The 11226-nt window shown below is 69.1% G+C and carries 15 protein-coding genes and 1 pseudogene (1 of these 16 only partly in view); 7 read left to right on the forward strand and 9 right to left on the reverse strand.

Features of this window, described 5'->3' with window-relative positions; genetic code table 11:
* Nucleotides 1–180 precede the first annotated feature (180 nt).
* The gene (locus tag Q0326_RS01625; protein ID WP_298686386.1) at nucleotides 181–1026 is read left to right on the forward strand and encodes an SDR family NAD(P)-dependent oxidoreductase; all 846 of its coding nucleotides are present in this window, start codon (nucleotides 181–183) and stop codon (nucleotides 1024–1026) included.
* A 10-nt stretch (nucleotides 1027–1036) separates the two neighbouring features.
* Nucleotides 1037–1813 carry a hypothetical protein gene (locus Q0326_RS01630; protein ID WP_298686388.1) on the forward strand — a complete coding sequence of 259 codons (777 nt, stop codon included), beginning with the start codon at nucleotides 1037–1039 and terminating at the stop codon, nucleotides 1811–1813.
* Between the two features lie 57 nt (nucleotides 1814–1870).
* Here the strand turns inward: Q0326_RS01630 and Q0326_RS01635 are convergent, their stop codons facing one another.
* The 4 genes from Q0326_RS01635 to Q0326_RS01650 are packed head-to-tail and all read right to left on the reverse strand — an operon-like array spanning nucleotide 1871 to nucleotide 4191.
* Nucleotides 1871–2290, reverse strand: a complete 420-nt coding sequence (locus Q0326_RS01635; RefSeq protein WP_298686390.1) for a DUF1178 family protein — start codon at nucleotides 2288–2290, stop codon at nucleotides 1871–1873.
* A complete protein-coding gene (locus tag Q0326_RS01640; protein ID WP_298686392.1) occupies nucleotides 2287–3117 on the reverse strand; it encodes a carbon-nitrogen hydrolase family protein in 831 nt (276 codons plus the stop codon). Before Q0326_RS01640 ends, Q0326_RS01635 begins: the two co-directional genes overlap by 4 nt.
* Nucleotides 3118–3122: 5 nt before the next feature.
* Nucleotides 3123–3380 carry a glutaredoxin 3 gene (grxC, locus tag Q0326_RS01645; protein WP_298686394.1) on the reverse strand — a complete coding sequence of 86 codons (258 nt, stop codon included), beginning with the start codon at nucleotides 3378–3380 and terminating at the stop codon, nucleotides 3123–3125.
* Nucleotides 3381–3432: 52 nt separating this feature from the next.
* Complete coding sequence (locus Q0326_RS01650) at nucleotides 3433–4191, reverse strand: ComF family protein (RefSeq protein ID WP_298686396.1); 759 nt, start codon at nucleotides 4189–4191, stop codon at nucleotides 3433–3435.
* 42 nt (nucleotides 4192–4233) lie between these two features.
* Between Q0326_RS01650 and Q0326_RS01655 the strand changes: the two genes are divergently transcribed.
* Entirely contained in the window at nucleotides 4234–5097 is an 864-nt protein-coding gene (locus Q0326_RS01655; RefSeq protein WP_298686398.1) for a class I SAM-dependent methyltransferase, read from the forward strand.
* A gap of 33 nt (nucleotides 5098–5130) precedes the next feature.
* Here the strand turns inward: Q0326_RS01655 and Q0326_RS01660 are convergent, their stop codons facing one another.
* Nucleotides 5131–5535, reverse strand: coding sequence for a (deoxy)nucleoside triphosphate pyrophosphohydrolase (locus Q0326_RS01660; RefSeq protein ID WP_298686400.1), 405 nt, complete (start codon nucleotides 5533–5535; stop codon nucleotides 5131–5133).
* A gap of 77 nt (nucleotides 5536–5612) precedes the next feature.
* Between Q0326_RS01660 and Q0326_RS01665 the strand changes: the two genes are divergently transcribed.
* Nucleotides 5613–5786, forward strand: a complete 174-nt coding sequence (locus tag Q0326_RS01665) for a Flp family type IVb pilin (RefSeq protein WP_298686402.1) — start codon at nucleotides 5613–5615, stop codon at nucleotides 5784–5786.
* A 124-nt stretch (nucleotides 5787–5910) separates the two neighbouring features.
* Nucleotides 5911–6069 (forward strand): Flp family type IVb pilin, encoded by a 159-nt coding sequence (locus Q0326_RS01670; protein ID WP_298686404.1) that lies wholly within the window; start codon nucleotides 5911–5913, stop codon nucleotides 6067–6069.
* A 98-nt stretch (nucleotides 6070–6167) separates the two neighbouring features.
* Here the strand turns inward: Q0326_RS01670 and Q0326_RS01675 are convergent, their stop codons facing one another.
* Genes Q0326_RS01675 through Q0326_RS01690 form a run of 4 tightly spaced genes read right to left on the reverse strand, consistent with a single transcriptional unit; the run spans nucleotide 6168 to nucleotide 10236 of the window.
* Nucleotides 6168–7106 carry an acetyl-CoA carboxylase carboxyltransferase subunit alpha gene (locus Q0326_RS01675; protein WP_298686406.1) on the reverse strand — a complete coding sequence of 313 codons (939 nt, stop codon included), beginning with the start codon at nucleotides 7104–7106 and terminating at the stop codon, nucleotides 6168–6170.
* Nucleotides 7103–8080, reverse strand: a complete 978-nt coding sequence (locus Q0326_RS01680) for a tyrosine-type recombinase/integrase (RefSeq protein WP_298686408.1) — start codon at nucleotides 8078–8080, stop codon at nucleotides 7103–7105. The genes Q0326_RS01675 and Q0326_RS01680 overlap by 4 nt, the downstream gene beginning before the upstream one ends.
* A gap of 10 nt (nucleotides 8081–8090) precedes the next feature.
* Nucleotides 8091–9938, reverse strand: a complete 1848-nt coding sequence (locus Q0326_RS01685) for a hypothetical protein (protein ID WP_298686410.1) — start codon at nucleotides 9936–9938, stop codon at nucleotides 8091–8093.
* Nucleotides 9925–10236: a hypothetical protein gene (locus Q0326_RS01690; RefSeq protein ID WP_298686453.1), complete on the reverse strand. Its 312-nt coding sequence runs from the start codon at nucleotides 10234–10236 to the stop codon at nucleotides 9925–9927. Before Q0326_RS01690 ends, Q0326_RS01685 begins: the two co-directional genes overlap by 14 nt.
* On the opposite strand from Q0326_RS01690, the gene Q0326_RS01695 reads away from it, so the two are divergent.
* Together Q0326_RS01695 and Q0326_RS01700 are read left to right on the forward strand one after the other, a co-directional pair.
* Nucleotides 10160–10714 (forward strand): shikimate kinase, encoded by a 555-nt coding sequence (locus Q0326_RS01695; RefSeq protein ID WP_298686412.1) that lies wholly within the window; start codon nucleotides 10160–10162, stop codon nucleotides 10712–10714. The genes Q0326_RS01690 and Q0326_RS01695 overlap by 77 nt on opposite strands.
* A pseudogene (locus Q0326_RS01700) lies at nucleotides 10711–11226 on the forward strand (3-dehydroquinate synthase family protein) (it continues 646 nt past the right edge of the window). The gene Q0326_RS01695 and the pseudogene Q0326_RS01700 overlap by 4 nt, the downstream one beginning before the upstream one ends.

Genomic DNA, 11226 nt, shown 5'->3' on the forward strand with positions numbered 1-11226 from the left:
TGCGAGCCGGACCACCTGTCGGTGAAGCGATAGCGCGCTGCAGTCCGTGCGCCATGGCTCCGCGGCGCAACGGGGACCTTATCGCGGCGGCGATGAGGTCTAGCGCGGGCGGGCCGCGCTGTACCGAGCGAGGACCGCTTCCTATGCTCGGCGACCGAAGCGGAAAGAGGATGTCCCGACATGGCTGACACGATCGCGGTCGTCACCGGCGCCAGCCGGGGCCTGGGCCGCGGCATCGCCCGCGCGCTGGGCAGCAAGGGCATGACCGTCTATCTCACCGGCCGCGACGCTGATGCGCTGCGCGATGCTGCGGCGGAGGTCGCGCAGGCGGGCGGCACGGGGATCGCGGTGACCTGCGACCATGGCGATGATGGCCAGGTCGCCGACCTGTTCGCGCGCATCACGCGGGAGTCCGGACGGCTCGACCTGCTCGTCAACAACGCCGCCGCGGTCCACGCTCAGGAATTGGCGCGGCCGGGGCCCTTCTGGGAAAAGGATCTCCGGCTCGTCGACATGATCGATATCGGCCTGCGCTCGGACTATGTCGCGGCCTATCACGCCGCGCCGCTGATGATCGCCTCGGGCCGGTCGCTGATCGTCACCATCTCCTTCTACGGCGCGGTCAGCTATTTTCATGGCCCGGCCTATGGCGCCGCCAAGGCGGGCACCGACAAGATGGTCCACGACATGGCGATCGACTTCGCCGCGACGCCCGTGTCGATAGTCTCGCTATGGCCGGGCTACATCCTGACCGACATGCTGAAGGCGATCCCGCGCGCGGCGTTCCCGCCGGAGATGCAGGCGATGCTGCCCGATTTCGAAACGCCCGAATTCACCGGTCTGGTCGCGACCGCGCTGCTCGCCGATCCCGACCTCAAATCCCATTCGGGCAAGACGCTGATCGGTGCTGAGCTCGGCCGGCGCTATGGCATCGCCGATCTCGACGGCAAGGTGCCGCGCGACTGGACCGAGACGATGGGCGTCCCGACACGCTTCTTCGTGCCGCCCGCGCGCGGCCTGTCGTGAGGAGGCCGTCATGATCGAAGCGCTGCTGGTCGTGCTGACCAAAGCCGTCGAAGGCCGGGATTCGGACTTTAACGATTGGTATACCAACGTGCATACCCGCGATGCGCTGCGCTGCCGCGGCTCGATCGCGCAACAGCGGTTCCGCTTCGCGCGCGAACAGGTCCAGGATTTTCCCGATGGGTTCAGGGCGCAGTATCTCGCGCTTTACGAGGTGTTCGATGCCGCGCGCTTCGCACAGGAGCATGTCGACAACGCCGGGACGCCGCGGATGGAGGTCGAGGACTCGATCGATACGTCGCGGATCGACGACTTCCATTATTATCCGCTGCAGTTTCGCGACAAGGCCCCGCGCAGCTTCCAGACGGGCAGCGTCGTGCTCGAACAGTTTCAGGCCAGGCCCGGACAGGCGGCCGCACTGCGGGACTGGTATAACGACGTCTATCTGCCCGAGCGCTTCCGGCAGGACGGCATCGTCACTGCAAGCCTGCTCGGCTTCGATCCGCACGGGCAGCTGATGCCGTATCCGCCGGCGCATGACCATGTCGGGATTTGGCGGCTGGGCGACGATGGCGCCCGCGAGCTTTGGCGGCGATCGACGGCGCTCGGCGACTGCCCCTTCATCGAGCGGGCAAGCGTCGCGGTGACCTGCTGGGACGTGCTGACCCCGCGCGTGACCGAGGACGACGTCTTTCACACGACCGCCGCGGCCTTGGCAGCCGAGGAGCGAGCACGCCAGCGGATCCACACGCATAGCAGGCTGCTCACCGCCAGGACCGCCCGCGACTGACCGTCGGCTTGCGGACGCCTCTTCGAGCCTGTCGATGGCCCGCGTTCGGGGCCGCGCTCAATTGTCCTTGGACACGTCCCGCACCGGAAAGGGCAGTGGCGCGACGGGGACGCCGTCGGCGACGAGCTGCCTGGCCTCGAGCGGCGTCGCTTGGCCATGGATCACGCGATGCTCGGCGTCGCCCGCATGGATCGCGCGCGCCTCGGTCGCGAAGCGCGCGCCGACGTCCTCGGAGCCGCTCAGCATCTTGGCCTGCATCGCCATCATCGCCTGCATCATCGCCTTGCGATCGGGCGCCGGGCTGGCGCTGCTGCCGGCCGCTATCCGCGGCGCCATCGGGGCCTTGTCGACGCCGGCATCGCCGCAGATCGGGCACGCGACCAAGCCGCGCGCCCGTTGCGCGTCAAAGTCCGCCTGGCTGCCGAACCAGGCTTCGAAGACATGGCGTGCGCTGCAACTGAGATCGAAGACGATCACGCTCGCGTAACCGGGGGGATTTCGCGCCGGTGACGCAGCGCGGGAATGCGCGACCTGACGTCGTGCAGGCGCATGAGGTCGAGCTCGGCGAACCCGACGCCGGGTGCCGTCCCCATGTCGAGCAGGACCGTGCCCCAGGGATCGACGACCAAAGAATGGCCGTAGGTGGCGCGACCGTCGGCATGCGTGCCGGTCTGCGCCGCCGCAACCACGAAACAACCCGCCTCGATCGCGCGGGCGCGCATCAGCACATGCCAGTGCGCCTCGCCGGTTGGCACGGTGAAGGCGGCGGGTATGGCGAGAATCTCGGCCCCTGCGTCGCTCAGCGCGCGATAGAGATCCGGAAAGCGCAGATCGTAGCAGATGCTCTGGCCCAGCCTGCCCGCCGGCGTGTCGACGACGCTTGCCCCGGCCCCCGGCGCATAGGCGGCAGACTCGCGCCAATGCTCGCCGGTCGCCAGATCGACGTCGAACAGATGAAGCTTGTCATAGCGGGCGCGCACCGCGCCGCCATCGTCGATGACGAACCCGCGGTTGACATAGCGCGATTCGCCGCCGCCGGGCCGCAGCGCCAAGGAGCCCAGGTGCACCCACAGTCCCAGGCGCGCCGCGCTCGCGCGCGCCGCAGCCAATACGACGTCGGCCTCCTCGCCGACGATCGATGCCGCCGCGCGCGTCCGGTCGCGGTCGAGAAGCCCGGTCATTTCCGGCGTGAACGCGACCACCGCGCCGCCCGCCGCCGCCTCTTCCAGACCCGCGACGAGGAGGCGCGCGCCTTCTACCGGATCGATGCCGCTGGTTAGCTGGAGAAGGGCGACGCGCGTCAAGGCGATCAGGCGGCGAGCAGCCGATCGAGTCCGCCCTCGGCGTCGAGCACAGCCAGATCGTCGGAGCCGCCGACATGCGTGCCGTCGATGAAGATCGAGGGCACGGTGCTATGGCCGGGCGCGCGATCCAACATTTCCTTGCGCTTCGGACCGCCCATCGTGATGTCGGTCTCCTCGTAGCGGACGCCCTTGGCATCGAGCAGCTTCTTCGCCCGCGCACAGTAGGGGCAGCCCATTTTGGTATAGATCTCGACCTTTGCCATCATATATTCCTTCGATCGTTGAGAGCGGACCTGTGGATTGGCACCGCCAATGTCAACGCCCCTCGGCATCGTCGCGCAGCACGCGCGCCCAACAGAGCAGCCGGACTTCGGCCGCGCCGGCGCGTTTCAACGCCTTGGCGCAGGCCTGGGCGGTGGCGCCGCTGGTGAAGACATCGTCGACGAGCAGCACGCGGCGTTCGCGCAGCATCCGGCGATGCACTGCGGGGACCGCGAACGCGCCCGCGACGGCGCGCGCGCGCGCCTTACGGCCTAGCCCGCGCAGAACCGGGGTGGGCTTGGTGCGAACCAGCAGGTCCGGGCGGCACTCCAAGCCGCAGCGACCAGCGACGGCACGCGCGATCAGCAGCGCTTGATTATAGCCGCGGCGCCACAATCGCCAGCGATGCAGCGGCACGGCGGCGACGAGCATGTCCTGCGGCGCGTCGCGCACCAGCCGCGCCATCTGGCCCGCCATCGTCCGCGCGACGCCCGGCCTCCCGCCATATTTGAGTCGCAGCGCGACAGTGCGTGCCACCTCGCCATAGGCGACCGCCGCATAGGCACGATCGAAGGCAGGCGGATCGGCGTGACACGCGCCGCAGAGCGCGCCCTCCCCGCCTTCATGCGGCAGCGGTAGCGCGCACATCGCGCAGGCCGGCGGACCGAGGAACGCGAGCGCCTGCCAGCAGCCGATGCAGAAGCGATGGTCGCCGTCGACGATCTGGCCGCAGCCGGGGCAGCGCGGCGGCAGCGCGAAGTCGACACCCGCCGACCAGCAGGCACGAAGGAGGCGGGCGGCGGACGTGGCCATGGCCTCTTGTCCGCCGTGCCGCCACGCTGCACAAGCCCCGCCATGGCCACCGCCCCGCATGAACCCTTCGACCGCGTCCGCCGCCGTACGCGTCGCGATCGGGCGATGGCGCGCTTCGGCGCGCATGGGTTCCTGACCCAGCATATTGCGGACGAGTTGCTCGCCCGGCTCGATCTGGTCGAGCGCCATTTTTCGCGCGCGCTGGTGATCGGCGCCACGGACGCGCGCATCGCCGGAACCCTGGCGGCCAAAGGCATGACGATCGTGTCGATGGACGCCGGTTTCGTCGCCGCCAAGGCCGCAGGGGGCGTCCAGGCGGACGAGGACCGCCTGCCCTTCGCCGACGGAAGCTTCGACCTACTCGTTTCGGCCAACACTCTGGACAGCGTCAACGACCTGCCCGGTGCGCTCCTGCTCGCTCGGCGCGTGCTCAAGCCCGACGGGCTGTTCCTCGCGGGCTTTATCGGGGCCGGCAGCCTGCCGCGGCTCCGCGCCGCAATGCTGGAGGCCGATCTTGCCGACGCCCGCGGCGTCGCGCCGCGTATCCATCCGCTGGTTGACGTTCGGTCGGCGGGCGACCTGCTTGGCCGCGCCGGTTTCGTGCTGCCCGTCGCCGACGGCGAGACCCTGGACGTCCGCTATGGTGGGCTCGATGGGCTTCTTGCCGACCTGCGCTTCGGTGCGCTTGGCAGCGTGTTGGCGGGAACGCCCGCGCCGCTGTCGCGGCTCCAGGCGATTGCCGCGCATGCCGCCTTCGCGTCGCAGGCCGATCCCGACGGTCGCGTCAGCGAAACCTTCGCGCTGGTCTACCTGATTGGCTGGGCACCAGATGAGTCGCAACCTAAGCCCGCGCGGCGCGGTAGCGCCACCGCATCGCTCGCCGCCACGCTCAAGCCCAAGCAATAGGCCGAACCGCAAATCATCGCCCGCAGGCGATATCTAGACCAGCGCCTCGAGCAGCCCGATCAGCGGCCGGTCGGGCTCGGGCATCGGCAGCGCGAACAGTTCGACCGGACGCACCCAGCGCAACGCCGCGGCCTCGAGTGGCTGCGGGATCCCCATCCACTTGCGGCAGACGTGGAGCAGCAGCAGCAGATGCCGATCGCCAAGCGGTTCGCTCGCGAACGCGGCGGGCGCGAGGCAGGCCGCCTCGACGTCGATGCCGAGTTCCTCGTGCAATTCGCGGATCAGCGCGACGGATGGCGTCTCGCCGGCTTCGATCTTGCCGCCGGGAAACTCCCAAAGCCCGGCCAGCGGGCCGGTTGCGCGCTGTTGGACCAGTACACGACCGTCACGATCGATCAGCGCGGCGGCGGTCACCAGCAGAAGCGTGGTCGGCGGCAAACATGGTTCCATTGCCGTAAATCTTCCTTAAGCAATAGCGAATAGGACCGATCGCGGATGTGGATTCGGGGGTTCGTGTGCGACAGTTTCGAGCCTTGTTCCGCGATCGGCGCGGCGCCACGGCGATCGAATATGGCCTGATCCTGGCACTCATCTTCCTGGCCATCATCGGCGCAGTCCACAGCGTCGCCGATCACGTCATCGCGACCTGGGGCTCCGTCAACACGCAGGTCGCCAACGCCACCAAGTGACGAATTCGTCTATTCCGGACCGACCAATTAAACGTTTGGCAACTCCATCGCCCGTAAGGCTTGGAAGCGGACCCCCACCAGGGAAAGCCGGGTAGTGTTTCGGACTGAACGTAGGAGAATCCCAATGCGCAAGTTTCTGAAGAACAACAAGGGCGCCACCGCGATCGAGTACGGCCTGATCGCCGCGCTGATCGCCGTCGCCGCGATTTCCGCCATGACGACGCTCGGCACCAACCTCCAGAAGACCTTCTCGAAGGTGTCGAACAACCTCGTCCAGAGCTAAGCTAGATCTAGGCGATATCGTTACCAGGACGGGCGGTGGGAGTTATCCCGCCGCCCTTTTTGCGTCGGTACCATGCAGTGCCGCAACCGCGGGTGCCGTCAGCCTAGCGTAAGAAACTTGTTCCGGCGCTGCTGGCGTACGCTCTGCGCATTCTGCGGCGCCAACGTATCGAGCTCCTCGCCGAGCGCCGTGCCCAGCGCAATTATCGCGACCGTCGGATCCCGATGCGCGCCGCCTAGCGGCTCAGCGATGATACGGTCGATCACCCCGAGCTTGAGCAGATCCTGCGCGGTGATCTTCATCGCATCCGCCGCGTCGGCGGCCTTCTCCGCGGTGCGCCACAGGATCGACGCACAGCCTTCGGGCGAGATGACCGAATAGACCGCATGCTCGAACATCAGCACGCGATTGGCGGCCGCCAGCGCCACCGCCCCACCCGATCCGCCCTCGCCGACGATCGCGGTGACGAGCGGCACGCCGAGCGCGAGGCAGGTCTCGGTCGATCGCGCGATGGCCTCGGCCTGGCCGCGCTCCTCGGCCTGGACGCCGGGAAAGGCACCCGAGGTGTCGACCAGCGTGACCACCGGCAGATGAAAGCGGTCGGCGAGTTCCATCAGCCGGATCGCCTTGCGATACCCTTCGGGTTTGGCCATGCCGAAATTGTGGCGCAGCCGGGTCGCGGTGTCGTCGCCCTTTTCATGCCCGATCACCATCACGCGCCGTCCGCCGATCCGGCCAAGACCCCCGATGATCGCCTTGTCGTCGGCGAAGGCGCGGTCGCCGGCCAGCGGCATGAAATCCTCGACGATACCGCCGATATAGTCCTTGAGATGCGGTCGCTGCGGATGCCGCGCGACCTGAGTCTTCTGCCACGGCGTTAGCTTGCCGTAGGTCTCGCGCAGCATCCTGTCGGCCTTGGCCTCGAGGCTGGCAACCTGCTGCGCGATGTCGATCGAGCTTGCATCCGCGGTCTCGCGCAGCTCGGCGACACGCGCATTGAGATCGGCGATCGGCTTTTCGAAGTCGAGAAATGTCATAGTTCGGCGGGGTAAGCCGGCGGGTCGGCGGCGTCAACGCGCGAGCCGCCATCGCACGGTGGCGTCCGCGACGCGTCGGCGAGCGGATGCCGTGCGTTGACCAGCTCGATCAGCCGGCGGCTGTCGACATGCGTATAGATTTGCGTGGTCGCGATGTCGGCATGGCCAAGCATGGCCTGTAGCGCGCGCAGGTCCGCGCCGCCTTCGAGCAGGTGCGTCGCGAAGGCGTGGCGCAGCACGTGCGGACTGATCCTGTCGGGCGAAATTCCCGCCTCGGCGCCGAGCTCCTGGACAAGCTGGTAGAGGCGAACGCGGCTGAGATGGCCCTTGCCCGAGGGAAACAGCCAGGGTTGCCCGGGCGGCACCAACGCACGCCATGTCGCGACCGCCGCCAGCGCCCGCGCCGAGATCGGTGCCAACCGCTCGCGCCCGCCCTTGCCCCTGAGGATCAGATAGGGTTGGCCGCTGCGGATCGCGGCGCGCGGCAGCGAGACTAGCTCGGTCGCGCGGAGGCCGGATCCGTAGAGCAGCTCGACCAGCGCGACGAGGCGCAGATTGGCGGGCGACGCCCCTTCGCCGCTCCGCTCGGCGAGCGCGCCGAACAGCCGATCGACCTCGTCATGGCCGAGGATCTTGGGCAGTGGCCGCCGCACCAAACCACGCGGCAAGCTGCCGGACGGGTCGTCGGCGCGGTCGCCTTCGTCGAGCAGGAAGCCGTAGAAGCGCCTGAGTGCTGCCGCCTTGCGCGCGATCGTCGCCCGCGCCAGCGCCTGCCACGCTTCGCCGAGCACCGCGAGCGCCGCCGCGTCCGCGCCCGCCAGCCGACCGCCGAGCAGCGTCGAGGCACCGCGCAGATCGGACCCGTACGCCATCAACGTATTGGGCGACGCACCCGCTTCCGCCGCGATCGCCTCGAGGAACCGCTCGATCGCGCGCCCGTCCTCGCCGTGGGCGAAGGCGGTGCCGGCTCTCACCCGTCCTTCCTCATGTCCGCATCAAGGCTTCGGCAGCAACCATCCGTGCCTCTGGCTCGAGCCCGACCGCGCGCAGCGATGCGATGATATGATAGAGAAAGACCGGCGAAACCTGCGTCCAGTCGCTGGTCTGCATGCCGACCGCGGCGAGCAGCGCGACCGTCGCGGGTTCGCCGCGCGCTGCCGCCGAGCCGATCGCGCGCGTCCAGCTGTTGCGCTGACCAAGCGGCACGGCGAGCCGCTGCGCCAGACGATCGACGTCGACCGGCGCGATCCGGCCCAGTGCCGCGAGGCTGACGAACAGGAATTGGGCGCGCAGCGTCGCCGATCCGCGGCCGCCCTCGCCGAAATTGGCGATGCGGTCGTCACCGACATCGACCGCCAGCCTTGGCGCGCCGACCGCCATCAGCGCCCAGGCTTCGTCGATCTTCGATCCCTTGCCGGCGCGGACGACGCCGGTCCAGCGCGCGGTCTGCGTGTCGAGCCCGGCCGACAGCATCGCCGCGATCAGCGCCGAGGCGTCGTCCTCATAGTCCGATGACGGGGTAATCCGCGCAGCGGCCCGCGCGGTAAGGATGCGCGTCGCATATTGATCGCGCTCGCCGGTCGGGTCCGCCCATAACGCGCGCAGCGCAGCAACCCGGTCGCCCTCGTCGCGCGCGGCATAGGCGGTGCGCAGACGACCGGCGGGTGTCTCGTCCATCGCATAGGCGTCGCCGGTCTCGGCCTGCTGTGCGATCATGTCGACGAGATCGGCCGCCGAGGCCACCCCCAGCGTCGCCGCGGTGCGCTCCGCTGCTAGCCGCGACTGCACCGGCAGCATCGGCGCGCGTGCGCGCCACGCCTGCATCGCGAGACCACCCTGGTCGAGCAGGCTGTCAGGCATCACCAGGCCGACAGCGCTCGCCAGCCCGAAGCGCCAGCTGCTCAGCGCGTTGACGCTCGACCATTCGATGTTCACCGCGCGCCGGCTGCCCGTGCCGGCGCCGACCACGCGCTGCGCGAGCAGCAGGTCGATGCCGGTCGCGGCACCCGGCTGCGAGCGCGCGCGATCGATCAGCGCGCTCGCCGTCCCCGCCTCGCCCGACAGCCCAGCGCACATCGCGCGCGCCAACGGCCAGAAAGGCTGGGGGTTCATCGTCTCGGCGGTGTCCGCGACCGGGCAGAGCGCGCCGGGATCGGCCGAGGCCATCGCCGAGTCGAGCACCGCCTGGTCGTAGCGCGGTGTTGCCTTGTCGGGATCGACGCGCTGGACGAGCAGCCGCGCTGCATCCGCTTCGCCCATCCGCGCCAACAACGACGCGCGCTCGGCGACCCAGTCGGATGGATCGACCCCGCCCGGCGTGCCGATGTCGGTGGTCAGCACGCGGCGCAGCAGCATCGACACCCAGCGCGACGCGATCGGGGCATCAAGCCGCGCCATCAGCGTGTTCAGGTAGCGGCCGGCGGTGTTGCCGAAGCCGTCGGCGGGAATGCCGGTGACCGACGGATCGAGGATGCCGACATGGTCGGTCGCCCGCCGCGCGAATTCCGGGATGTCCTGCTTGCGCAGCGCCTCGGCGGCTTCCGCGGCGGCATTGTCAGCATTGTCCGCCTCGTCGTCGGCTGCGGCGGCGGCAGACACGATATTGGCCTGGTCCTGGCTCGGCGGTGCGAGCGACAGCGTCGGCGTCACCTGCCCGCCGCCGTCGTCCTCCGACGGCGATGGCGGCGGCGGGGCAGCGGGCGCGGCCTTGGGCGCGGCACCGAAGCCCGGCGGCAGAATGGATTGCGGCGACTGCTGGCCGAAGGCGGGGATCGCGACCGCGACCAGCGCCGCACCGGCAAGCAAGCCGACGGCGAGCTTAGTGCGTGCCATCTGCAGCGCCATTCGACGTCACCACCTGCTCGATATGGTGGGGCGTCACCCCGACGGAGCGGTGCGAAAGCCAGACCAAGGCGGCCACGATGGCGAGGACGATGACGATCAGAACGATGCTGGCGCGCGACATGGGTTTCCCGACGAACAAGAAAAAGAACGGCCGTGTGAAGGAGGGCGCTTTTGCCCGATCCCCTGGCCCTGTGTATAGCCCCGCCGGCATGCCGCAAAGCCCGCCTCCGCAACGATCTGCCGCGTCGCCTTCGCCATCGGCGCGCCCGCTGGTGCTGGTCGGCATGATGGGCGTCGGCAAGTCGACGGTCGGGCGGCGGCTGGCGGCGCGGATGCACCTCCCCTTCGTCGATGCCGATCGCGAGATCGAGGCCGCCGCCGGGCTGCTTATCCCCGACATCTTCGAACGCTTCGGCGAGGATGGGTTTCGCGACGGCGAGCGGCGCGTGATCGCGCGGCTGATCGACGGCAACCCCAAGGTAATCGCAACCGGCGGCGGCGCTTTCATGAACGAGCAGACCCGTGCACTGATCCTCGATCGCGCCACCGCGATCTGGCTCGACGCCGATATCGACGTGCTGGTCGAGCGCGTCCGCCGGCGCAACGACCGACCGCTGCTGCAGGGCCGCGATCCGCGCGCGGTGCTCGCCGATCTCGCCGAGCGCCGCAACCCGGTCTATGCGCTCGCCCCGATCCACATCCTCTCGGAACCGCTGCCGCACGAGGCAACGGTCGACGCGATCCTCAAGGCGCTGCATCCATGACCGTCATCCCCGTCTCGCTCGGCGATCGCAGCTACGAGGTGGCGATCGAACCGGGCGGCCTGGGTCGCGCCGGCGCACGGCTGGCGGCCTATGCGCCGCGCGGACGCTTCGTCGTGGTCACCGATTCGAACGTCGCCGCCGCGCATCTCAATACCCTGACCGTGTCGCTCGGCACGGCCGGGATTGGAGTCGAGTCGATCATCCTTCCCGCGGGCGAGGCCACCAAGAGCTGGGCACAGCTCGAAGCGCTGACCGATCGGCTGATCGTGCTCGGGGTCGAGCGCTCCGATAACGTCATTGCGCTCGGCGGCGGCGTGATCGGGGATCTCGTCGGCTTCGCCTGCGCTATTCTCAAGCGCGGCTGCGGCTTCGTCCAGATCCCGACCAGCCTGCTCGCGCAGGTCGATTCCTCGGTCGGCGGCAAGACCGCGATCAATTCGCGTGCCGGCAAAAATCTTGTCGGCGCCTTTCACCAGCCAGCGCATGTCCTGATCGACCCCGACACGCTCGAC

Source organism: uncultured Sphingomonas sp., from assembly GCF_937859915.1.
GTDB lineage: Bacteria > Pseudomonadota > Alphaproteobacteria > Sphingomonadales > Sphingomonadaceae > Solisphingomonas.

Bases quoted from the DNA above. Each gene is read 5' to 3' on its own strand.
- Q0326_RS01650 (WP_298686396.1), bottom strand. From the start codon at position 4,191: ATGGCCACGTCCGCCGCCCGCCTCCTTCGTGCCTGCTGGTCGGCGGGT.
- Q0326_RS01630 (WP_298686388.1), top strand. From the start codon at position 1,037: ATGATCGAAGCGCTGCTGGTCGTGCTGACCAAAGCCGTCGAAGGCCGG.
- grxC (WP_298686394.1), bottom strand. From the start codon at position 3,380: ATGGCAAAGGTCGAGATCTATACCAAAATGGGCTGCCCCTACTGTGCG.
- Q0326_RS01695 (WP_298686412.1), top strand. From the start codon at position 10,160: ATGCCGCAAAGCCCGCCTCCGCAACGATCTGCCGCGTCGCCTTCGCCA.
- Q0326_RS01670 (WP_298686404.1), top strand. From the start codon at position 5,911: ATGCGCAAGTTTCTGAAGAACAACAAGGGCGCCACCGCGATCGAGTAC.
- Q0326_RS01625 (WP_298686386.1), top strand. From the start codon at position 181: ATGGCTGACACGATCGCGGTCGTCACCGGCGCCAGCCGGGGCCTGGGC.
- Q0326_RS01675 (WP_298686406.1), bottom strand. From the start codon at position 7,106: ATGACATTTCTCGACTTCGAAAAGCCGATCGCCGATCTCAATGCGCGT.
- Q0326_RS01655 (WP_298686398.1), top strand. From the start codon at position 4,234: ATGGCCACCGCCCCGCATGAACCCTTCGACCGCGTCCGCCGCCGTACG.
- Q0326_RS01685 (WP_298686410.1), bottom strand. From the start codon at position 9,938: ATGGCACGCACTAAGCTCGCCGTCGGCTTGCTTGCCGGTGCGGCGCTG.
- Q0326_RS01690 (WP_298686453.1), bottom strand. From the start codon at position 10,236: ATGCCGACCAGCACCAGCGGGCGCGCCGATGGCGAAGGCGACGCGGCA.